The organism is Sphingobacterium prati, from assembly GCF_013167215.1.
GTDB lineage: Bacteria > Bacteroidota > Bacteroidia > Sphingobacteriales > Sphingobacteriaceae > Sphingobacterium > Sphingobacterium prati.
This window is the reverse complement of the sequence record NZ_JABJWY010000007.1, coordinates 35,200-58,670: the sequence shown is the minus strand read 5'-3', so window position 1 is coordinate 58,670 and position 23,471 is coordinate 35,200. Positions and strand designations below refer to the sequence as shown.

Genomic DNA, 23,471 nt, shown 5'->3' with positions numbered 1-23,471 from the left:
ATAATAAAGAATCTTCCCGGCCTCGAAGATTAGCAAAGATTATATTTAAAGTTTCCGGTCTCCGAATAAGCACGCTATTATGTGTGGAATACGGAGACACTTATCTAAATTTGATTTGTAAATAAAAACCTGTAAATTCAATGGAAATTAACCTCTTTCCATTATGCAAAGTAACAATTGGTTAAACCAGTTTAAATATATCAAACGAAAAAGGGTATTTTTATTAATTACGCTATTAACTATTTTTTATAATACAAGCTCTGCGCAAAAAGATCCACAGCTCAGGGAAGCACTGTCTATCATGACAAAAGCATCTATTTCGGGAGATATCGAAGGTATTCTAAGTCAAACATCGCCACGAATAATTGAAAGCATGGGGGGGATAGATCAGGCAACAAAACTGACCAAGGAACTCTATTCTTCTCTTATAAAATACGGGGTTAAAATTGATTCCATGATCAATTATGTCGATATGGATGTCTCAAAAATTGATGGGATAGCGTATTGCTTTATTCCTCAAGTATTGGTAATGTCCATGCCTGAAAAAGACAAAATGGCGATCACTTCAGCTAACTTATTAGCATTAAAAGAGGACGAAACCAAAAAATGGACTTTTTTTAATTTCAATAAAATGGATCAGGAAAAAATTAATTTGTTTCTTCCGGAATTTAATGGCAAAATTTCTCTTCCTCCGGGTCTAGAAAAAAAAACATTAGTCGTGCAGAAAGATGAAGTAGCTAAAACTGTCGATCATCTCATGAAACTGATTGATGAATCTGCGAAAAGACAGGACTAAATTAAAGCCAATTGATTCGGAATGCTTACCCAGTCATTTATTGAAATTCTTATTAGTGAATTACATTTAAAGTATACCACAATAAACGATCAAATACGATGAGTTTGAATAAAAAGTTATTTAAAGTACTAAATTCCAAAATACTTCAAGGAATTTTGATAGCCAATATTTTCGCTTTCCTCGTCATCGGCATCCAGTCCTCATTGGCGCCTAAGGATACAGGTATACTTGTCTTTTCAGAGTTTGTAATTATTCCAATGTTAATGGGTATTATCACGGCTTGGTTTTGGAAAGATATAGAAATAAGGGGAAAACAAATAACTGGATATTCTATCCTGAATGGTCTTATCGCCATTTTAATGAGTTTTTTCTTCTTAGGTGAGGGCTTTATTTGTCTCCTAATTGTTTCGCCCCTTATTTTTGGCTTTATCATCTCCGGGGCCTTTATTGGAAGGGCAATGTTTAAAAAGAGAAATCAAAAATTGAATATAAGCATTGGGAGCCTATTACTGGGGATTTTTATTGTTGACTCCTTGAGCGACCATTATCATGAAAATATGGTTTCTGATGAAATCTTAATTCATGCGAGTACCGCAGAGGTATGGCAACACGTGGTCGCCTTTGATCCGATATCCCAGAAGGAAAACTATTGGCTCTTTAAAATTGGGATGCCGAGCCCTATGGCGACTACGGTAAGCGAGCATAAACTGGGTGCAAACCGAAAATGTATTTTTAGCAATGGGTATATCTTCGATGAGAAGATTGTAAAATTTGATGTCAATAAAAACCTAATTTTTGATATCGTTGATCAACCCAAAGACCCTGAAATTATGGGCCACATTGATATTAAAAGAGGTCAATTTATATTGAAGGATAATGGAAATGGTACCACCACTCTTATTGGAAACAGTTGGTATAACCTCCATGTGTTCCCTACCTGGTACTATGATCTTTGGGCAGAAAGTATCACCAGAAATGTCCATTTTAGAGTCATGGAGCATATTAAATTATTAAGCGAAAGATAGCCTATGTTTTCTTTTGTAGTAAATAGAGTCGGCTTTTTAAAGGATATCCCTTTATTCGCCATTATATTTGATAGTCTCATGAGATTCTGGATGTTTTTTACCAAGCCTGAGCTATTGGATTGGATCGACGATCTGGAAGAAAATGTGACACAAATGCCTGGAACTACGGTTGGAATACATAAATATGGTGGGACTGAGTTTAATTATATGGGAAAAGAGTTTGCACATGTACATAGCAATGGCTTATTGGACATCTTATTAAATAAAGAACTAAAACAATCGCTAATGACTGAAGGAAAAATTAAGGACCATCATCTATTTAAAAATTCAGGATGGATAAGTTTTTACCTTCAGAATAAACAAGACCTAGGCTACGCGTGTTACCTCCTGAACAAGGCCTACGACCACACCAAACAAAAGCAGAATTCTATACAGCTAGATACTATATGAAAACTATTCTATACTTTTAGCAAAACATGTTGTTCTTTAAGCTTTCTCAATAACACATACTTATCGGGCAAACAATGGTTTTGGAGCCAGCTGAACACCGGAGTGTGTCCCGATATTTAATGCTTCGATTTCACATACGGACAGTAGCACAAATATTATAAAAAGATATGATTTAAAGCCTGGACAAAGTCAAAGAAGTGTTCAAAGAATTTCCCGCCCTGTACAAGTAATTGGAATCAGCATAGTCAGTTTACAGAAAAAAAATTGTAAGCTACTTGTGCAAACTTCGGTCTGGCTTATCCCAATAAGTAGCTACCAAATGTTTTAAAAGTCCGGTATACGCCTTTACTTGGGAAGACTGGCTAAAAGCATAGAATTGATCGTGGGTAGTATGAAAGCCCATATAGAAAAGCCAGAATCCCAGAGAGAGGTAAGGTACGACAACCAATTCCTGTTCACTTATAGGACGGTTTGCGCGATATCCATCAAGAAAAATGGCATAGGCATCATTGGCCGCCTGCTGCGTCATCCTTCCAGTGTATACTTCCAGCATAAGGTGTTGCCAAAAGGACATGATATCATTCACCAGCCAGCCATAGCCCATAAAATCAAAGTCAAAAAAGGTAATCGAATTACCTTCAAAATGAAAGTTTTTGGGAAGGAAGTCAAAGTGACAATAGCCTTTTGAGAAGTGAAATGTATTTAGTTGAGACAGTTTATTCTCTACCTGTTGCGCTGCCTGCAAAAGCCAGGCATGTCCTTCTGGATCCTCTGCAAAAACGGGTTTCAACATTTCGAGGGGCTTAAAAAGGGTTGTTTTGAGATCAAAATTCCACCGCTCTTCTCCCAGCCTGATTTCTGATGATATATTATGAAAGCGCGCCATTTCATGGCCTAAGATGTGAAGTTGGTTTTCATTCAGCAGCTTTACTGTATTACCGGGTGCATAGCTCAATAGCACCGCATGCCTTTCCCCTTCAACCGCTTCAAACTGCTGAATAGCGTTTCCGAAAATATCCAAAATGGGATAAGACACGGATACGTTCGCCTGTTTCAACGCCAAAAGCAATTCCACTTCCTCTTTTATTTGCGGCAAACTTCGATGAGAAGAACGATAAACCCGAAGTATAAAGCGGGTGTCAGATGATTGAACCAAATAGGTATCGCCTACTCCTCGCACCAGGAGTTTACATTGAACGTCGCTTACTCCGTATTTTTCTGAGACCACCGAGGATAGCGCAATTGGGCAAAGGGTAGAATAAGTTGCAGGGAAAACCGCTTTCATAGGACAAAGATATAATCCTAATATTATATTGTAAAGTAAATTCGTGACTACCAAGGTTTGATATATGTACAAAAAATAGATACTACTGCCTCTGCGAGCGATCTTAAGCGCTATCGGTATGTGTAAACCCAGCAGAAAGGTATGACATCGCAAGAACACAAAGATCGTTAAGCATACAAAAGAACTGACCAACTACATGATAAACAATAAATGTATTTTGTGCGCAAGCTCGTTCCGAAAAGTGACATTAATTTACTTGATTATTCTACCTCTTAACAATATATTATAGCTATATTTACACTAAATTTTTTAGTTATTTAATGAACGGAAAATTATATTATACCGATCAAAAGATATCCTTCGATGTTGCTAAAAATCAAACTGACAAAGGAGATAGCGTACAAAACTGGGATTATGTTCCACCCAGCTTGCCCTTAAAACGAGGAATATCTTCTGTAAAGATGAGAGGGATTGATGATGCTCCACAAGAGCTAAGACAGCTTAACCAGATGTTCGAAGACGAGCCATGGTCAGTGCTGCGGAAAAAATCGTTTTATGAACAAGCCCTGGTTATGGTAGACTTTGAGGACGATGCGGATATCGTTCCTTTTTCTGAATATTTTCCTGTCTATAGGAGCATGAACACAGCTCAACTTAGAAGCTATTTTACGTTCAGAAAATTAATACGCCGTGGAGAATATCCAGATGTAGGACTGTCCTATATATTCGTATATATCTATGAAATATTAATGCAGATCGGAATTGAAAATCCCAATATTGGCTTGGATATCCTTAAGAATCTTAAGGATGCATATTCCTTCAGTCAGCCAAAAGTAATCCGATATCTGGATCTTTGGATGCAGGACTATGTTGTGTATTATAGGCTTACAAACCGCGTTGGAGAATTTTTCATCCAAGAAAAACAGGAAGATGATCTTGCAGCATTACTATCGGATTATAAGGACATCAACGAAACTCTTTTATTTGATACGGCATCGTTAATTGCTTCCTACAAAATAAAAAATGGTGCTTTATTCAAAAAATATCCTGATGATGTGACATCTGTCGCTGCACGCACAATCAAAGCAGCCATCCCTATTTACGAACAAAGAACTACTCATCACATAGAAGAACTTTGTCTAGGGCTGAAAAAACAGACTCCACATCCCATATTTGCCTCCGCTGTGTTCTATAGGCCAGATGCCCCAAAGGAGAATTCCTTTCAGATATCGCCACGGCGAAAATATTACTGCAAGGGAGGACTATGGTCGAAAGACACTTTTAGGGATAAAATATTTCAAAAAAAAGGAGAACCTTTTGGACTTATCCTACAGGAGACTGACAGAAGGTTGCGCATCAGCATGCATTTAAAATTCTCCATGGCAAAGAAGATAGCTGACCCTATAGTCGAAAATGCCATTCAAAAAGCAATAGATCAGTACCTACTGGAAAAAGCAGAAGAAGCACGTCCAAAGATAAACGTTGATTTCACCAAATTGGATAAGATAAGATCCGATGCCGATATCATCAGGGATGCGCTTCTAAGTGAGGAGGAAATTGAAAAAGATCTCCTTCCTACAGATAATCAGTTGAAAGACACCCCGGAAATAGCGGAAGAACCTCCCACTCCCTGCCGGAATAATTCGATTTTTTCCGACCAGGAGGTGAGCTTTTTACAATTACTTGTGAAAAGTGGTGACTGGAAAAATTACCTCCGTAATATCCGTTTGCCAATAGGTGTTATAACCGATAGCATAAACGAAAAAACAATGGTGGATATACAGGATATCGTTATTGTAGATGAAGGCGATGGACCTACATTACTCAGTGACTATATAGATTATATTATCAAAATGATATAGAAGCAAAAGGAAATGACAGAAAAAAATAATAAATCAGTTACAATACCCCGACGTATAGCTCAGACCCTGCTCAACGCTCTTAAGGGAGGTGTTGTGCCCCGTGTAGGATTGCCCTATATAACGGTGGGCAGGAGAAAGGAAATGGAAGCGTTGTTGCACGATGCGGAAATCGTCAGTGAGGGCGGTGCTTCTTTTCGCATGATCGTAGGCAAATATGGAAGTGGAAAATCTTTTCTATTGCAAACCCTTCGGAACTATGCGATGGACCGAAACTTCGTAGTGGTAGATGCCGATCTATCGCCTGAGCGGCGCCTGCACGGCAATAATGGTCAGGGATTAGCGACGTATCGCGAAATGATCAAGAACTTGAGCGTAAAGACACGGCCTGAAAGCGGCGCACTGAGCATGCTATTGGACAAATGGATCGATTCGCTGCAGACCGAAACGGCCGAGACTGCTAATATTAGCCCGGAAGACCCTATTTTTACCCAGAAAGTGGAGCAGAAAATTTTTGCTGTGATCCACGCGATGCAGGAACTGGTACATGGTTTTGACTTTGCGAAATTGCTCACCATGTATTACCGGGCATTTATCGAGGGTGATGATGATCTTAAGGCAAAAGTGCTCAAATGGTTCCGCGGAGAGTATAACACAAAGACCGAGGCGCGGCAGGAACTTGGGGTAAACGTAATTATTACAGATGATGACTGGTACGATTACCTGAAACTGTTTGCCTTTTTTTTCCGACAAGCAGGTTATAAGGGGATGATGGTTTTTGTGGACGAACTGGTGAATATCTATAAAATCCCAAATAGTATCGCAAGGCAATATAATTACGAAAAAATCCTTTCTATCTATAATGACGCACTGCAGGGCAAGGCCCAATATGTTGGAATCATTATGAGTGGTACTCCCCAATGCGTAGAGGATATTCGAAGGGGAATGTATAGTTATGAGGCGCTGCGTTCACGTTTGCAAGATGGTAAATTTGCACAGCAGGGCCTGCAGGATATGCGTGCTCCAGTACTCCGGCTTCAGCCATTAACAAGTGAAGAAATGATGGTACTCACTGAAAAAATAGCTAACATCCATTCCAGCCTGTACAATTACGAATGTAAATTAACGGATGTAGATCTATTGGATTTTATAAAAATAGAATTCGGAAGGATCGGCGCGGCATCAAACATTACCCCGCGTGAGGTGATACGGGATTTTATTGAACTGCTCGATATCCTTTACCAGAATCCTGACACCGATATCAAAACGCTCCTTGGTTCAGAAGCATTTGACTATGCAAAGCCAGAACTGGAAAATAAGGACATTGATCCCCTGTTTGCAAAATTCACCCTATAGGAAATTTATCCGAGATTCTCGAAACACCGAATTAAATATGGACACCTTTTCGCGATATTCACCTTTAATAAAAGAGTATATCTATCAGAATGGCTGGAATAAACTTCGTGCCATTCAGGCGGCTGCAGGAGAGGCAATATTCAATACGGATGAAAATGTACTTTTATCTGCCTCCACCGCATCAGGAAAAACGGAAGCGGCTTTCTTTCCAGTCATTACCATGATGCAGGAGGACCCTCCTACATCTATAGGCTGTTTGTACATTGCTCCCTTAAAGGCGCTTATCAACGACCAGTTCATCCGCCTGAACGATATCTGTGCGGAAAGCGGTATCCCTGTCTGGCACTGGCACGGCGATGTTTCGCAGTCGAGGAAAAAGAAAATGATGAAAGATCCGTCGGGCATCCTGCAGATCACCCCGGAATCACTTGAAGCCATGCTGCTACACCGTCACTCACAGATCCCCCATCTTTTTGGTGACCTCCGTTTTGTCGTCATTGACGAAATCCACTCTTTTCTCAGGGGGGACCGTGGTGGACAGACTTTATCACTGATCGAGAGGCTGTCGCGCCTTGCGGGTGTCAATCCCAGAAGAATAGGGCTCTCTGCCACCATAGGTGATACGCGAATTGTCGGCGAGTTTCTTTCGGCGGGAACCGGCCGTGGCACTGTTATACCACGTATCCAAAGTGGAGGAGCTGAATGGCACCTGTCCATGCAGCATTTTTTTACGACTGGGGCACAAGCGCATGAAACAAAGGGGAAAGGTGAAGCGGATGGCGATGCTTCAGAACCTGCGACAGATATCGCGCCCAAAAATGCAGATCCCGGTATTGGCTATATTTTTGAACATACCAGAGGTCATAAATGTCTTGTTTTCTCCAATTCACGTGAAGAGTGCGAGGTGGTAACAGCTACCTTACGCCAATACTGCGAGGTGAAACGTGAACCGGACCGTTTTCTCATACACCACGGAAACCTCTCTGTCTCCTACCGTGAAAGTGCGGAAGATATGATGAAACAAGAAGATAGCCTGATCACAGTCTGTACGACTTCTACGCTGGAACTTGGTATAGACATCGGTCGCCTGGAGCGGGCCTTTCAGATAGATGCTCCCTTCACAGTTTCTTCATTTCTGCAAAGAATGGGAAGAACGGGAAGGCGAAATGCACCTTCGGAAATGTTGTTTGTGATACGCGAAGAACATGCTGAGGCTCGTGCGCTACTGCCCGAGACTATTCCGTGGAAACTGCTTCAAGGGATCGCACTGATCCAACTGTACCTTGAGGAGCGTTGGGTAGAACCGCCTCGCACCGGGCGTCTGCCCTATAGCCTGCTGTATCATCAGACGATGAGCACTCTTGCCTCGGGGGGTGAAATGACACCTGCTGAACTTGCCTCCCGTGTCCTTTCGCTTGCTTATTTCCAGCATATAACAGCTGATGATTTTCGGGTACTGCTGCGGCACCTGCTCAGCATGGACCACCTTCAGCAGACGGAGAATGGCGGACTTATCTTGGGGCTTGCTGGTGAACGTATTGTCAACAACTTTAAATTTTATGCCGTATTTCAGGAGAATGAGGAATACAGTGTCCGATGGGATTCCGAGGAATTGGGTACCATTGTAAAACCACCTCCCCTTAACGATAAAATTGCAATTGCCGGTCGCGTCTGGGTCGTGGAGGAGGTTGACCGTAACAGCCATGTGGTCTATTGCCATCCGGTAAAAGGAATCGTGCCTGCTTACTTTGGTGATGAACCCGGAGATATCCATACAAAAATCCTGCAACGGATGCATCTGTTGCTGCAACAGGATGATACGTACCCCTATTTGCTTAAAAATGCGATAGCAAGACTTGCTCAAGCACGAGATATCGCTGCCAGATCCTTCCTTGATAAAAAAACACTGATCCCTCTTGGTGGTAAGATGTATGGTTTGTTTCCCTGGCTCGGAAGTTATGCCTTTCTAGCACTGGAGCGTTTCCTTCGCATTAAATGTGGCCCGGCTCTCGGTCTTAAGGCATTTGACTCAAAACGGCCCTATTATATCCAGTTTACGATGAACGTCAGTGAGCAGGATTTTTACCGAATTGTAGAGGAAGAGATAAAAAAGGATATAGACCCGATGACATTGCTTTATCCGAAAGAAGCACCGATATTTGACAAATATGATGATATTCTGCCGGAAGAGCTCACACGGAAAGGTTTTGCGATGGGTGTTTTAGACGTAAAGGCGATGAAGCAAAGCGTACTAAATTGGTTGGATTTACAAATACGGACGAGCAATCTCATCCGCTAAGGCAAGGTTTTCTGCGCGCTTGTTGATATCAGCTTTTTCTAAGGCATCAATCAAATTTTGTTTATCGAGATCCCTGCAATAAGCCGGCTCACCAGGTTGTTGTCGCCAGGATGAAGCAATCGCACCAGCATCGATGGCGTCAAATCCGATTTCATCAATCAATTGCATGATGGAAAGTTTGTCAGCTAAATTGTCACCTGCAACCGACAAAGCAATACGGCCAGGGTTCTCTTTGGGTAGTGCTTTTGCAGCCAGGCTTCCTGCAACAATATTGTTGAATGCTTTTATCACAGGATGACCGATTACTTTTGCCACCCATTCGCTGTCTGTTAAACCATTTTCGATGTCTATATTTCTGCCATCTCTTGAGGGATAATAATTGCCTGAATGGATGATTATCGCTTTTGATATGGATAAAATTGAAACTGGAAGATTTGGGATAGCTTTTTCTGGAATAGCTATAATAATAAGATCTTCTGCAGCAGCAGCTTCTTCCACCGTTCCAGCAATAGCACCTGTTTTTTCAACAACTTCTGTCAACGATGCGGGCCCACGTGAATTGGAGATGATTACTTCGTGTCCTAAATTTATTAAATACTTGGCAAGCGTACCGCCAATATTTCCTGAACCAATAATTCCTATTTTCATCCTTTAACCATTTTATGATGTTACAAAATTAACAATCATTTTGTTTGTTTTACGACATGCTTTCCCGAAGGAAAGCGAAATAGATTTCCCGTTTAAAAAATTAATTCTACTTTCCTTTAGGAAAGTACTATCTTTTGGTAAGTATAATTCAGTTAATTTTGCACTCTAAGATTTTGCTGTTTAACAGCATCAATAAGATTGGTATCATGAGTCAAAATAGAACATTGAAATTATCCGCAGGGATTGCCGGAACCGGCTGGAACTACACGTCGTGGATGCATAAAGATATGCCTGCCGATGCGGGGGAAAATGTGGATTTTTATGTAGAGCAAGCACAGATTGCCGAAGCTGCCAAATTTGAAACCCTCTTTTTGTTTGATGTCAGCCACGTTGGTGCAGGCAATATTCCGCATTACCTAAGCATGTTTGACGGCGCAACCATCATGTCTGCTATTGCAATGAAGACCAGTAAAATTGGGCTTTCTTTTACAGCTTCATCGTCTTACACGGATCCTTACAATATTGCAAGACAGGTATTATCACTTGATAAAATAAGCAAGGGGCGTGCTTCCTTAAATGCTATTACTTCCAATCCTGGTGGAATGGTCAATTTCAGCCGTGGGCATTTGGGCAAGTCTGACCAATATCCAATGCATAGAGAGTTTTTAGACATTCTGCTGGGACTCTGGGATACTTATGAAGATGATGCTTTTCCAAGGAATAAAGAGACTGGCGTCTTCTTAAAACCGGATAAAATGCATACCATTAATTACCGTGGTGCGTATTTCTCCGTGGATGGACCGCTCAATATCAGTCGTTCCGTGCAAGGCCGACCGGTATTGTACACAGCTGGCTCGTCGACCACTTTTGTAGATATCGCAACAAGCTATACAGACGGCGCCTTTATAGCCGGGCCAAGTTTGGAACACGCCCTTTACACTGCTACCGCCTTACGAAATAAACTAATCGAGAAAAATAGGTCTCCCGAAAATTTTGTGATCGCTACTTCGCAAAATGCTATTGTTGGAAAGACTGACGCAGAAGCCCAGCAGAAATATATGGAACTGGTATCCCTCGACCGATATAGAGCGATGCCAGCACCTTTGTTTTTTGGATCTGCTGAAAGAGTGGCTAATCAGGTGCAGCAATGGTATGAGGCAGGGGCCATGGATATGCTGGTCGTAACGCAGGATTATCCGACTGGATTGGCCGATTTTGCTGAGCTGGTCGTTCCTATTTTACAGGATAGAGGAATTTTCCATAGAGAATACAAGGCAGATACGTTAAGAGAAAATCTGGACCTGAAAAAACCTTTATTCCGAAAAATTTAAAACCATGAATGCTTATCAGCATTTTAAATAATCATTAAAAATAAAAAAATGAAAACGAATATAAAATATTCCATATTGGAGTTGGCAACAGTATCACAAAATACCTCTGTGAAAGAAACATTGAATAACACGATAGCGCTTGCCAAAGTAGCGGAAGAAAATGGCTATGAAAGATATTGGTTCGCCGAACATCATAATTCGCATACTGTTGCCAGCTCAGCAACTGCTGTTTTGATCGGGTATGTAGCAGAAAACACCGAGCGCATAAAAGTAGGTTCGGGTGGTGTAATGTTGCCCAACCATTCGCCACTTATTGTAGCAGAACAGTTTGGAACCTTAGCACAATTGTATCCACACCGCATTGATCTGGGGTTGGGGAGAGCTGTAGGAACAGACAGTGCAACGGCACAGGCCATCCGTTCGGATTCGTTTCAGGCTGCACATTCTTTTCCCGATGAAATTGGGAAAATACAGCGTTACTTTTCTGAGGAAAACAAATCTGCCAAAGTAAGAGTTCCTATGGCTGAAGGTATGGACGTTCCGATTTTTATATTAGGCTCGAGCACTGACAGTGCTCATCTGGCTGCCCAAAAAGGACTGCCCTACGCTTTTGCCAGTCACTTTGCTTCTACGCATCTGTACAATGCCCTTCGCATATATGAACAGGAGTTCCAACCTTCTGAATTCTTAAAAGCACCTTATACCATCGCTGGTATCAATGTAATCCTGGCAGATACGAATGCGGAAGCAGAAAAATTATTCACGTCATTGATCGGAATGTTTTATGGAATGTTAACTGGAAATATGCAAAGCGTACAGCCACCAACAGCAATGACAGATGAATGGCGGGAGATCTTTAATCATCCACAGGTGAATCAGATGCTAAAATTTTCTTTTGTTGGTGATAAAGAGACCGTAAAAAAACAGGTCATCAATTTTCTGGAAGAAACTAATGTAGATGAACTAATTGCAGTTTCAACAATGTATTCGGCTGAAGACCGCATAAAATCAGCGCAAATATTTGCAGAGGTGATGAAAGAAATTAATGTAAATTTAGCAACTCAATAAGCTTAATTATGGCACAGAAAAAAATGCATTGTGATTGCCTTGCGACCATCAAGCCCGTTCGCGATACTTTAGATGTCATCAACGGTAAATGGAAATTGCCGATTATTATTTCCATAGGTGTCGGAAATGACCGCTTTACCGATATTCAGGAGAGTATTCCAGGCATTACACCGAAGGTTTTGGCCAAAGAGCTAAAAGATCTAGAACAGCATAAACTAATCTTACGAACAGTTATCGATGAGTATCCTGTTAAGATCTCTTATCAATTGGAACCTTATGCCGATACCTTAACACCGATAATTTATGCATTGAAAGATTGGGGGCTAAACCATCGGAAGGTGGTAACAGCAGAATAAAAAGACAACTATTGTATTGGTTGTAAACAGAATTGGCATCAATATAATAATATTCTCATCCAGTATTCGTTGTATTATCTCTTCGAAATTCAAAACCTGCATTGCTGTTTTTATAATTTAGAGAATAAGAAACAGAAAATGTTACACATTAAATAAAAAAAGCGTGAAATATCAATCGTCTCCTTGGTTAAAAATTGATTTGTCATATTCTTTTGATTTTATGTGTATAGCAAAGTATGGTGATATGACTATCTCAGTAAAATAAGGCTTGTATTATAGCAATAACTTCATTCCAATGGAAAGATTTCGTCCTGGAAGGGGAGCAAGATATTTGAGTATGGAATTTTGCGGGCGTGCTTCTACATTCAATAGATTATTTCCTGAAATAAAATAGACGAATTCATATCGTTTTATATTCACCTTGTAACTCAATTGTCCTGATAGCAAGGAATAAGCGGGCATAGCCGGTTCAACATTGATATTTTTGCCTAAATAACGTTGTCTCAGATATCGGTCGAAATTGGCGTTCCCAGAAAACTTTTTGTATTGCAGTGCAATAGATAGTCCATATCTACTGGTTGGTAGGTTGGGCATATAGTCTCCTTCTGCCCATTTACGCATGCTGTCATCCGATGTATTTATATTTTTGACCAAATCGGCGAAAGCATTTAACACAACATGACAATCTGTTGCCCATACATGTGTGTAGCCTCCCTCTAGCTCCCAGCCCCGGATCTCGGTATCTGATGCACGCCATTCCTTAACCAAAAAGCCACCAGAACGGGAAATGCCGGTGTGGGCCAAATAGAGATAATTTTTAAAAAAACTGTGGTAATGAGTCGCGGAAAACTTTAATCCACCATGTTTTATCCCTCCGGATAACTCATAGGAATCTGAGCTTTCCTTGTCAAGGCGATCATCGCCATTTTCTTCCACCAGGATTGCAAAATGGTCATTTCCGGCGTAAAGTTCATTCACCCCTGGGGCACGTTCGGCATGTGAATAGGTAGCTTGTAGATAGGCAATGTCAAAAATTGAATAGCTGATATCGGCCGAAAAGTGATTTAAGCTAAAATCTCGGGCCGAAAGATGACCTCCGGCAAGCCCCCTGCTCCGCTGGTAGGTAGGATCGCTCAATGTACGTCGGGCAATCCAGTCATGTCGATATCCTAAATGAAGCGCAATTGGATTAAGATCTATTGTCTGCAAGGTAAAGATACCGCCCTCTCGACTTAAATTATTGGGAATATAACGTCGATCCCCCTCGCCCTTTAAGGCTACAAACGAAAAATCAAATCCGCTCACCCCGGACCAAAAACGGGCGAATTGTTGGGTTATCTCCGATCGAACCGCATGCCGCTCGCTATCAAACCTATTGACACGATATCTGCCTAAAATCTCTCGATCATCAGATAATTCACCTCTATAGCTAAATTTAATCTCCGAGATCAACTGTGTTTTGGGCTTAAAAGCAGATTCTAATTGCCAGGCATAGGAATAGGTACGTGTATTGATCGCTTCATATATCGGAGTCCAAACCGTGGTGTGGCTATGAACAGGCTTGTTACGCTGCGCAAAACCGGGAATACCATAATAACTCTCAAGAGCGTAAAGTCCCAGTCCTATTCGAAAGTTGTCCCTGATATAACTTGTTCCTGCATGGACAGACCGTCTCTCGGCATGGCTATTGGGCATCAGGCCGCGCTCAACAGGGACGTAATCCGTAATCCCATGAATGACTTCGGTATACAGTGGTGTCTTTGGATCCTGTCCAGAGATATATTTGTCATTTTGTGGATTTAACACCTTTACTCCATTGATAAAGGAATAATTTTCAAAAGTATATAAATCAGCTTCGGACAGGCCCCACTTTGGATCTGCCATATTATCGAGTACAAACTGGCTCAGATAAGGATAAAGCGTCAGATTCCGAATCGTTTCGCGGTCTACATTTACCTGCGCCATCGCGGCTGTCAGATGATCGATCTTGGGATCATAAGCAATCGGTGCTTTGGTATTACCCGGGATCTTGAGGTCTCCATGCGCGAGCCTTGTCGCACCGATATGTCCCACCCAATACTTGCCGACGTTTGTATTGAAGGCAAGCGATTGTCTACTTCCACTATTGGTTCCAAACTCCGCACTCGCCTGACCTGAAATCCCCCTTTGTAAACGGGTAATCGGAATGCTGTTGTCGCTGAGATTGACAGCTCCACCAATCGCCTTTCCACCAAATAATACGCTTGCTGCTCCCTTGTACACTTCTATTTCCCGGAGATTATCCATATCAATATTTGGGTTGAGGTTTGGACTGATTCCCGATAGATCATTGATCGAAAGACCATTGGACAGAATATTCACCCTGCTGCCGCTTAAACTGCGTATCATTGGAATTCCCGAATTGGGGCCAAAAGAAGCGTTTTGTACCCCAGAAATATGGCTCAATGTTTCGCCGACTGTTTGCGCCTGTATACGATCCAGCTGTTTCCGATCCAGCCTTGTCTTTTGCCCATAGCCTGGCACATGGCCAGTTGCCACCGCTGTGGGCAACTCGATAATGCGTAATGTATCGACTGTCGATTGGGTCTGCGCATGTGTAGATCTTGCTGTCAATAACATCAACAGAGATGCTAAAAATAATTTATTCTGATACTGTAACATAGTGTACTGTATTCCTGTTTGAGCTGCAAAAATAGAAAAGAAAATAGTAATTGCAATATTGTTGCATTAATAATTTACAATCATTACCTTCGTCAAAATTTTACACCTTATGAAATATATCAATACACAAATCGTTATTGCGGGGGCATTGATTCTCCTACTCGGCGCTGCATCATCCTGTAAAAAAGAGACAGCTCCTACTCCTACTGAAATCTCGCTTTCGTTACCTTCACAGGTCAGCCTTCGCTACGGCGAAACACAGGAGATTAATCTACCGAAAGACCTATCTTCAAACACTGGACTTACTTTCAGTTTTGACTTTTCCCAAACAGGTGAAATCAATTTGGGAAATGGGAGTAAACTCAGTGATAAATTGAACCAGGCTATTAAATTTGATAGTGAAAAACAGAGTATTCAGATTAACAGCGCCCTACTCTATCCAAATGGAGCTCAATCCAACGACGCACGCATTCCCGACGATTATAAAGTCACTGTGATAGCCAAAGAATCTCATGGTACTGTGGTAGCAAAAGAGGGTTTCTCGATTAGGATATTGGCTGGATCAATTGCTATCAAAGGCCTAAAAAACGGAGATGAGTTACCTTATTCTTATGTACTGTATAATGACCAATCTACTGATTTTGAAATAGATCCTCTTGGTATCCCGATTACTGGTGCTAGCTTTCATTTGGTAAAAAAGGACGGACAGGAAAATATTGCATCAATCTCTGGTACTCATATCAAGTTATCAAAAGATGCTGGCGATCCGGAAAAGAAAGCTGAAAAGTCGTTCGAGCTGACTCCCGAATTGAGGAAAGATGGTTTTCCTATTGCTTCCACCACCTTTAGGGTCATTCTGATTCCACAGATTAAATTTTTGTTTGGACAATATTATCCCGATCTAAACCTTACGATTGACTTTAGCCTGATACATATCGGTCTTTCAAATGGTTATGTCTCTGCAGCTCCAACACTATATCCGGAAAAATATAAATCTACATTTGAACTGGTTTCAATAGAAAAAGATGGAATTGCATTTGCTGATAGCGAAAAGCTGTTTAACGTAAATACACAAACAGGTGCGGTGTCCGTGAAAAAAAGCGACAGCTTAAAGGCGGGTAGCTATAAGGTGACAATAAAGGCACTGACAACCACTGGCCTAGCATTTACAACTAACCTCACCTTAGCGATGGCTGAAGAATAATAAAAATACCCAGGTTACAGTAATAAAATAATTACTGTAACCTCTCTCTTAATTAGCATTACAATACTTCGTTGGAAGTAAACTCAGATCCAGTTAATCATGCCTCTCCCCGAATTTAGCGTGTTGTAAAATAGAAACCCCGCTGTTTTGACCTGTTTTTCGATAAACATTTCAGATGTGAGATCCCAAACAGTCCTCATAAAGCTGATCCTAACGGAAATTTTATAGACGCGATTGTATAAAGGATAAAAATGCTTTATTATTACCTAATTGTTTTACAATAGGTATCCTCAAGAACCTTCAACCGGCCTCGATGTATAGCAATTTTTGCAATCAAATTTAAAAATGGTTCAGCAATTTTCATTATTCCGGTCATCTTGGAGTTATTCAGATATATGAAAATTGCAAGGTTTGAAAACTTTTTAGGAATTCCATTGCTATTTGTAAGGCCATCCTTAGCCAGCCCTAGTAGAATAAGTGAAGCCTTCTCAAATAATATATTTCCAGGATCTATGGTAGTTCGTATCCGACACGCATTATTCGATCTGTTGTTAAAAAGATGCTTCTCATTGGCAGAAATACTTATCTCGTCCCCAGCCTTGAGCCGATAACGTTTACCGCCCTTACCTACTTCCAGTTCGCCTGCCAATATTTCAAATTTTTCTGAAAATAAGGTATGGTAATGCCAGGGGGTTTTTGCTCCAGGAAGCAGATCACACTCCGTAACGGTGGGCCCACCATTAGTTGCGGACTGAATTAAATTAAAGGATATTTGTTTGTCAGAACTGATTTTTGCTGGTTTTTGGATTAAAAGTATCGGGCCGATAATGATGCAGATACCAGTAGCGATCCAATGAGCAATCGTATGCTGCCAATCGCCTCCATTTCCGTCCATTACGATCAGCAAGTCTCCCAGTGGCACAATAGTCGCGGAAAGCAGCGCTATGCCAAGCGCCTTCTTTTGCTTTGTCACTGCTAATAGTAGTAGAAGCATCCCGGAAAATATATCCCTTACTCCTTTGATGTAATGAAAGGAATAATCATCATTGGTATCGGTGAAGATGCCAAAATCGAATTCGGCTTGAACTGGTGAAATTAAAAACCTAAGACCAATAAACAATAATCCTACCGCGGTCAAAATTGAAATGATGTAACAAATTCTCGTTGTCATAATATTTGCTTTTTAAGTTGACAACAAATTTATCTGTATCCATTTCACGTTTCATGCACCTGGGTTAACAAATCATTTTTTATGCAGATTCCTACTCCGTATGCGACTTAGCGATTGTGGTTTAACCCCCACATAGGAAGCAATGTAATACTGCGGGATACGCTGAAGCAGATCAGGATATTCTTTTATAAATTTTTCGTAGCGAAGTTCCGGTGAGTCTGTATAGAATGAATTCAGCCCCTGTAAAGTCTTGACAAATACTTTCTCGATAACAAGCCTTCCGAAACGTTCTCCGCTTTTTAGTGAACTATAAAATTTTTGAAGATCGTCATATCCGATGACCAATACAGTACAGTCTTCCAAGGATTGGATAATTTGCCGGGATGGCTGTTGGGGCAGAAAACTTTCATTGTTGCATATAAAATCAGATTCTTGGGCAAATCCATAAGTCTTCTCTTCCCCATCGTCATTAATATAATAGCGCATTACACCGCTGACCATAAAGCCAACGTTTCGGCAAACGTCACCTTCATTCAGAAAAAAATCGCCCTTACCATATTTTTTTTCATGGAAAAGCCTGGTAATTAACTCCTTTTCATCCTGGTTTACTTCTACCGATTTTTCGATCAACTCTAACAATTTTCCTATCATAATTTCACAGATTGCTTCTCTAAAGTTCGTAAAAAATTTTATGTGCCCTCACTCCTTTAGCTCCCTTTGGCTGTTACACGCCTATAATATGGTGTACTTGCTCAGGATATACACATATGAGCGCTGGCCCTTTGAATTCTATGTTCTCAAAATCAATATTTAACCTGTATTCCACCCCCTAAGGCTAACATTCATTGACAGTGGTTGTCCCGATGGGGCCTGGAAAGATCGTGCTCGTCAGCAATTTGATGTTCCATATTTACGATCAGCATTCCAGTCCTTGAATTAGGTGAAAGTACAAAATGATCTATCGTATGTTTTTGGTTTTTCAAGGGTTATAAGTGTTAAAGGTCCGATTGTATAATTGATTTTACTAAAGTGGTTTCTCAAAGATTTTGGTACGAATTCGCAGCGAAAAATAGTGCTGAAAGTTTAAGTAACTGTAAAAATTAATTGAATTGAGCTCTATATTGTTGTGGGCTTTGTTTGGTTTTTAATTTAAACAATCTGCTAAAGGATTGCGGTTGTTCAAAACCTAATTCAAATGCAATTTCAGAAATACTGAGAGCTGTGGTTGATAACCTATTCTTTGCCCGATAAATCATTTTATCATGAATGATTTGCTGGGTGTTTTGACCGATAAGGTTTCGCAACAGATCGCTTAGGTAACTCGCAGACATATGCAGCTGGTCAGCCAAGTAATTCACGGTAGGAACTCCCCCGCTCAGGACTTTATCGCTATTGAAATAATCCTCCAACACTTGATCGATGCGCTCGACAATACTCGGATAGTTTTGTTTTCGGGTCAAAAACTGCCTGTTATAAAATCGTTGGGCATAATTTAGCAACAGTTCGATCTGTGAGATGATCACATTGTGGCTCATCTCGTCTATACGATTCTCAAGTTCTTCTTCTATATTTCTGAAAAGTGAAAGAATGGTTTCTTTTTCTTTGCTCGAAAGATGCAATGCTTCATTTGTAGCATAAGAGAAAAAGTGGTACTGATGGATCTTTTGAGCTAACGGATATTGCAGTAAAAAATCAGGATCTATAAGCAGTGTGATCTGCGGTCTAAGTATTTTTTGTTTTCCAGTTTCCTTTTGTTTATCCTCTTCTATAGTTGAGAGAATTTGCTGAGGAGCCACAAAAAATAGCCCTCCCTCTTTAAAATCAAATTTAGTATGACCATAGATTAATTCTCCTCCAGCCTCTGGTTTAAAAGCAATTTTATAATAATTCAACACATGTGATTTAGGAGGAGCATGACCTTTAAGTGGTTTGTCTACCCCGTTCAACAAAACAATTAATGGATGCTGCGGAGGCGGAAAACCAGATGCCTCCATAACATCGGTCAGCGTATTAAATCTTTTTACGGAATGATTCGATTTTTTGGAAACCATATTATAAAAATTCTAGGTTACAAGTTAAGCAATATTCGCTTTTCCTCACAAAAAAGAAAAGCGAATAGAACGGAAAGATTGTTAAAGACGGCATAGATCCCTAACCTTGGGCCGCTTGAGAAATCGGTTTCCAAGCTTCCCATTCCTGAATACGTTCAGTATAGATTTGTTGGATATGTGGCAAATCATTTTTACCAAGTAGTAACCTCAAAGGCGGGTTTTCGGCATCTACAACAGCAAATATCGCATCCGGAGTAGCCAAAGGATTTCCTCGTTCCAGCTTTTGTAAATTTTTCATCAAGTTGCTTTTCAAATCGTCATAATCCGACAGCTTTTTGCTGGCTATTTTCAGTGATTCTGCACTGCCAAATTCAGTGCTGTATGCCCCGGGTTCGATCAACGTAACTTTGATGCCAAATCCAGCAACTTCTTTAGACAAACTATCGTAAATAGCTTCAAACGCAAATTTTGAAGAACAATAATAACCGATAAGAGGATTACTATAAATACCAACAGCACTAGATGTCCCCAAAATATGGCCATGACCTTGTGCTCGCAATATAGGTAATGCGGCCTGAACTACATGGATAGGTCCTATAATATTGGTTTCGTACATAGCTTTTACCTCTTCGGTGCTACCCTCTTCGATGGTACCCACCAGAGAATATCCGGCATTATTAAACACGATGTCTAATCTTCCAAAATATTCATTAGCCTGGTTAACTGCATTTTGCACTTGAAAGGCATTGGTTACATCCACTTCGAGAACCAAAACCTGATCACCGTACGTTTCTTTTAAGGCAGCAATACTATTTATATTGCGTGCTGTGGCAGCCACCTTATCTCCGCGTTTCAAAGCGGCTTCTGTCCATATTTTTCCAAATCCTCTTGAAGACCCTGTTATGAACCAAACCTTTTCTTTTTGTTTATTTTCCATTTTTTAATTGTATTAATATGAATGCAAAATTGGTTCTAAATAGACGTACTTACGTTGCCATAATGAGGATTATCCTAACCAAATTGAGAAAAGCGAACTGCTCGTAGAGGGAACTGTAGAACAGCAAAAAATTTATCTTTAATGGACGGAAAGCCCGAATAGGGTTGAAAAGAAGAAAGTTTATATCGTAAAATCCGGTCACCTTTTAGCGGCAATACATTCAATCTCGATGTCTGCATCCCGTGGTAAAGAAGCCACTTCCATTGTGCTCCTTGCAGGAAAATGATCATGGAAAAATTTACTATATATTTTGTTGACAGTTTCGAACTGCTTTATATCTTTCAAAAAAATAGTTGTTTTGGTAATGTGCTCCAAGTCGGACTGATTATTTTCTAAAATAATTTTTAGATTTTCCATAATCTGAACCGTTTGTTCCTCGATCCCGCTTTTTAACGTATTGTTTTTTTGGTCTAAGCCAATTTGCCCCGATACAAAAATAAGATGACCATAACTCGTAGAATGACTGTATGGACCTATTGCTTCTGGCAAGCCGGTATGTTTTACTGCTACGATCTGTTTTTTTGTGCTGCAGGAAAACAAGGTCAGTGTGAGGAAAGGTATGATGAGTCTGTGCATTTTAAGCAATTTTTATATTAAAAAAATGAGGTTAGCTTTTGACTAACCTCATCCTGTAATTATCTTATTTTTTGATGAAGTTTAAGATTTCGCTATTAAATTTATCCAACTCTTCGATAAACAGGGCATGCCCGCTTTTTTCGAAAGGAACTAAAGTTGAATTCTTAAGTAAGGCATTCATTTGTTCTGCTAGGTCAAAAGAACAGATTTTATCTAACTTACCGTGTAGGATCAAAGTAGGAATTGTTATTTTCTTCAAATCACTACGTAAATCGCTATCTCTTAAAGTTTTTAATCCTTCAGCCATTGCATAAGGTGATGCCTGAGCCTGGATGCTGCCTAACCAAGCGCCATGACCTTGGGAAACGCTGGTCTCATTGGCAGGAAATATCTTACCAAATGTGGCGAATAATTCCGGACGATTCGTGTTGTTCAGATTGATCAATCCATTGACGTCTTCCTTGGTCCATAGGCCATAGTTGAAATCTGCCCGTTTTGTCCAGATCGGTGCTGCTGCTCCAAATAATGCCATTTTTGAAACGTGGGCAGCGTTGTATTTGGCTACATAGTGAATCACTGTGGCTCCTCCCATCGAAAATCCGCCGATTGTAGCATTTTTAACATCCAATTTATCCAAAACAACTTTGATATCATCCGCAAATACATCATAGTTATATTTTCCTCCCGGTTCGTCAGAGAGCCCGAATCCTCTTAAAGTAATACCGATCACACGATAACCTTTTTGTATAAAATCGGCATATTGATATTCGTACATCGCATCGCTCAAGGGCCATCCGTGAATCAAAACAATAGGCTCTCCCTCACCAAGGTCGGTTATATGGAGTTTTACATTTTTCTCTACTTCAATATATTCTTCTCTTCCAAAGGATGCTGGTGTTCTTTTAGTTTGTGATAAAACTGTATTTGAAATGAAAGTTGTAAATAATACGACTGCTAAAATTAAATTTTTCATGGTCTTTAAATATTTATTATTGTTATTATTTTTTGATAGTACAAAGTTGCTCTTATTCTCCAGGCCATACAATGGACAGCTTTCGCTTTGAATTGCACTTTTTACCCAAAAAGAGTTTATTTACTTTTTGAACAGCATATATTTAGCAACAGAAAGGCATAAACATGAAAAAGCACAACCAAATAGGCTGTGCTTTTCTTAAAGTTGTACAATTAGAAATATTTTAAAACTGTTTTCTAAAACTCGTAGGGGATATTCCTGTATGTTTGGTGAAAAACCGGACAAAATAGGCGTCGTCCTCGTAATTCAGTGTGTAGGCAATCTCTTTAACATTCATCTTGGTATGGGCTAAAAGGCGCTTACTTTCGAGTATGATCCGGTTTTTTATAATATCGTTTGGCGTTTCTTTACTGACCAGGCTTATTTTTTTACTGAGATTTTTTGGCGTTATACAAAGCAGATCAGCATAATCTGCCACAGTATGTAGGGTCTTGAAATGCTGTTCGACCAATTTGCTGAATTTGCGTAGAAATTGAACATCGGCCTGTCGAACATCGTCAGCTAATTGATGCTGCTGTTTCCAGATACGTGTAGATTTCAGGATGATCAGTTTCAACAATGTCCGCAGCATTTCTTCGGTACCGGAGTCTTCATTTTTCAATTCTGACTGAATATCGTGGATGATCCTTTGGATCTCAGCAGACTGTTCTTCATTCAGGCTTATAAATGGAATTTCAAACACATTATTATATAAGATACCATCGCAGGCGACTTCATGATCGTGAATTTCTACACAATAAAAGTCTCTGTTAAAATGCATCAATTGCCCTCCTATAGTTTCACATGGTTTTAAAATGACATGGGGATTTATGAACAGTAACGTATCCGTTTTCATTTCAATCTCCTGAAAATCCACTTGGATAATGGCGTTCCTGGGAATGAACAATACTTTAATATGATCATGTATTGTCGTGAGGGAATCGTTTTGTTCGACGGATTTGCTAAATTCTAAGTTGCCAAATTTTTTGAATGAAAATTCCTTTATCATATATGATGTGAAAGATGACTGTGTTGATATCTTTTAAAAATTCTGATGTAAAAATAGGAAATAAAACACCAGCCATACCATTACAACATCTCATTTTTCAATATTACACCATATTTCAACTTGCCTTGCGATGGTTAATAAATCTAATCACTTAATTTTCTGCAACAATGCTTACTTACACGCATATATTAAAACAAAGAAAGATTTTTATCACAATAATCTCGTTAAATAAATATAACACATAAAAAAAAGGATGATTTTTCAGCTTTTTCACAGCCAAAAACCACCCTTTTACTTATAAATCTAATTACACGAGA

Annotated in this window: 20 protein-coding genes; 10 read left to right on the top strand and 10 right to left on the bottom strand. The window is 40.1% G+C overall.

Annotation, left to right across the window (positions count from 1 at the left end; translation table 11 throughout):
- Window positions 1-163 precede the first annotated feature (163 nt).
- From HPC41_RS00940 to HPC41_RS00930, 3 genes are all read left to right on the top strand, one after another.
- Window positions 164-796, top strand: a complete 633-nt coding sequence (locus HPC41_RS00940) for a hypothetical protein (RefSeq protein WP_172392150.1) — start codon at window positions 164-166, stop codon at window positions 794-796.
- Window positions 797-894: 98 nt separating this feature from the next.
- Window positions 895-1,821 carry an SRPBCC family protein gene (locus tag HPC41_RS00935; RefSeq protein ID WP_172392149.1) on the top strand — a complete coding sequence of 309 codons (927 nt, stop codon included), beginning with the start codon at window positions 895-897 and terminating at the stop codon, window positions 1,819-1,821.
- A gap of 78 nt (window positions 1,822-1,899) precedes the next feature.
- A complete protein-coding gene (locus HPC41_RS00930; protein WP_216660618.1) occupies window positions 1,900-2,271 on the top strand; it encodes a luciferase domain-containing protein in 372 nt (123 codons plus the stop codon).
- Between the two features lie 271 nt (window positions 2,272-2,542).
- Here HPC41_RS00930 and HPC41_RS00925 read toward each other — a convergent pair whose 3' ends face one another.
- Entirely contained in the window at window positions 2,543-3,556 is a 1,014-nt protein-coding gene (locus HPC41_RS00925; protein WP_172392147.1) for a phosphotransferase enzyme family protein, read from the bottom strand.
- 320 nt (window positions 3,557-3,876) lie between these two features.
- On the opposite strand from HPC41_RS00925, the gene HPC41_RS00920 reads away from it, so the two are divergent.
- The 3 genes from HPC41_RS00920 to HPC41_RS00910 are packed head-to-tail and all read left to right on the top strand — an operon-like array spanning window position 3,877 to window position 9,070.
- Window positions 3,877-5,418 carry a TerB N-terminal domain-containing protein gene (locus HPC41_RS00920; protein WP_172392146.1) on the top strand — a complete coding sequence of 514 codons (1,542 nt, stop codon included), beginning with the start codon at window positions 3,877-3,879 and terminating at the stop codon, window positions 5,416-5,418.
- Between the two features lie 12 nt (window positions 5,419-5,430).
- Window positions 5,431-6,771: an ATP-binding protein gene (locus tag HPC41_RS00915; protein ID WP_172392145.1), complete on the top strand. Its 1,341-nt coding sequence runs from the start codon at window positions 5,431-5,433 to the stop codon at window positions 6,769-6,771.
- A gap of 37 nt (window positions 6,772-6,808) precedes the next feature.
- On the top strand, window positions 6,809-9,070 hold the full coding sequence (locus tag HPC41_RS00910) for a DEAD/DEAH box helicase (protein WP_172392144.1): 2,262 nt from the start codon (window positions 6,809-6,811) through the stop codon (window positions 9,068-9,070).
- On the opposite strand, the gene HPC41_RS00905 is transcribed toward HPC41_RS00910, so the two are convergent.
- Window positions 9,038-9,718: an NADPH-dependent F420 reductase gene (locus HPC41_RS00905; protein WP_172392143.1), complete on the bottom strand. Its 681-nt coding sequence runs from the start codon at window positions 9,716-9,718 to the stop codon at window positions 9,038-9,040. The two genes, HPC41_RS00910 and HPC41_RS00905, sit on opposite strands and share 33 nt — an antisense overlap.
- A 206-nt stretch (window positions 9,719-9,924) precedes the next feature.
- Here HPC41_RS00905 and HPC41_RS00900 point away from each other — a divergent pair, with 206 nt between their 5' ends.
- From HPC41_RS00900 to HPC41_RS00890, 3 genes are read left to right on the top strand one after another with little or no spacing between them, the layout of a single operon-like run.
- Window positions 9,925-11,049, top strand: coding sequence for an LLM class flavin-dependent oxidoreductase (locus tag HPC41_RS00900; protein WP_172392142.1), 1,125 nt, complete (start codon window positions 9,925-9,927; stop codon window positions 11,047-11,049).
- Window positions 11,050-11,097: 48 nt separating this feature from the next.
- Complete coding sequence (locus HPC41_RS00895) at window positions 11,098-12,117, top strand: LLM class flavin-dependent oxidoreductase (protein WP_172392141.1); 1,020 nt, start codon at window positions 11,098-11,100, stop codon at window positions 12,115-12,117.
- A gap of 8 nt (window positions 12,118-12,125) precedes the next feature.
- The gene (locus HPC41_RS00890) at window positions 12,126-12,473 is read left to right on the top strand and encodes a winged helix-turn-helix transcriptional regulator (RefSeq protein WP_172392140.1); all 348 of its coding nucleotides are present in this window, start codon (window positions 12,126-12,128) and stop codon (window positions 12,471-12,473) included.
- Window positions 12,474-12,746: 273 nt separating this feature from the next.
- On the opposite strand, the gene HPC41_RS00885 is transcribed toward HPC41_RS00890, so the two are convergent.
- Window positions 12,747-15,134: a TonB-dependent receptor gene (locus HPC41_RS00885; protein ID WP_172392139.1), complete on the bottom strand. Its 2,388-nt coding sequence runs from the start codon at window positions 15,132-15,134 to the stop codon at window positions 12,747-12,749.
- Window positions 15,135-15,243: 109 nt separating this feature from the next.
- On the opposite strand from HPC41_RS00885, the gene HPC41_RS00880 reads away from it, so the two are divergent.
- Complete coding sequence (locus HPC41_RS00880) at window positions 15,244-16,338, top strand: hypothetical protein (protein ID WP_172392138.1); 1,095 nt, start codon at window positions 15,244-15,246, stop codon at window positions 16,336-16,338.
- Between the two features lie 262 nt (window positions 16,339-16,600).
- Here HPC41_RS00880 and HPC41_RS00875 read toward each other — a convergent pair whose 3' ends face one another.
- The 7 genes from HPC41_RS00875 to HPC41_RS00845 all read right to left on the bottom strand — a co-directional run bounded on the left by HPC41_RS00875 (window position 16,601) and on the right by HPC41_RS00845 (window position 23,154).
- Window positions 16,601-17,509 (bottom strand): DUF4267 domain-containing protein, encoded by a 909-nt coding sequence (locus tag HPC41_RS00875; RefSeq protein WP_172392137.1) that lies wholly within the window; start codon window positions 17,507-17,509, stop codon window positions 16,601-16,603.
- 72 nt (window positions 17,510-17,581) lie between these two features.
- Window positions 17,582-18,160 carry a Crp/Fnr family transcriptional regulator gene (locus HPC41_RS00870; protein ID WP_172392136.1) on the bottom strand — a complete coding sequence of 193 codons (579 nt, stop codon included), beginning with the start codon at window positions 18,158-18,160 and terminating at the stop codon, window positions 17,582-17,584.
- 449 nt (window positions 18,161-18,609) lie between these two features.
- On the bottom strand, window positions 18,610-19,560 hold the full coding sequence (locus tag HPC41_RS00865; RefSeq protein ID WP_172392135.1) for a helix-turn-helix domain-containing protein: 951 nt from the start codon (window positions 19,558-19,560) through the stop codon (window positions 18,610-18,612).
- A gap of 100 nt (window positions 19,561-19,660) precedes the next feature.
- Window positions 19,661-20,497 carry an SDR family NAD(P)-dependent oxidoreductase gene (locus HPC41_RS00860; protein WP_172392134.1) on the bottom strand — a complete coding sequence of 279 codons (837 nt, stop codon included), beginning with the start codon at window positions 20,495-20,497 and terminating at the stop codon, window positions 19,661-19,663.
- Window positions 20,498-20,695: 198 nt separating this feature from the next.
- Window positions 20,696-21,133, bottom strand: coding sequence for a Rid family detoxifying hydrolase (locus HPC41_RS00855; RefSeq protein WP_172392133.1), 438 nt, complete (start codon window positions 21,131-21,133; stop codon window positions 20,696-20,698).
- A gap of 64 nt (window positions 21,134-21,197) precedes the next feature.
- Complete coding sequence (locus HPC41_RS00850; RefSeq protein WP_172392132.1) at window positions 21,198-22,106, bottom strand: alpha/beta fold hydrolase; 909 nt, start codon at window positions 22,104-22,106, stop codon at window positions 21,198-21,200.
- Window positions 22,107-22,329: 223 nt separating this feature from the next.
- Window positions 22,330-23,154 carry a helix-turn-helix domain-containing protein gene (locus HPC41_RS00845; RefSeq protein WP_172392131.1) on the bottom strand — a complete coding sequence of 275 codons (825 nt, stop codon included), beginning with the start codon at window positions 23,152-23,154 and terminating at the stop codon, window positions 22,330-22,332.
- Between the last annotated feature and the right edge of the window lie 317 nt (window positions 23,155-23,471).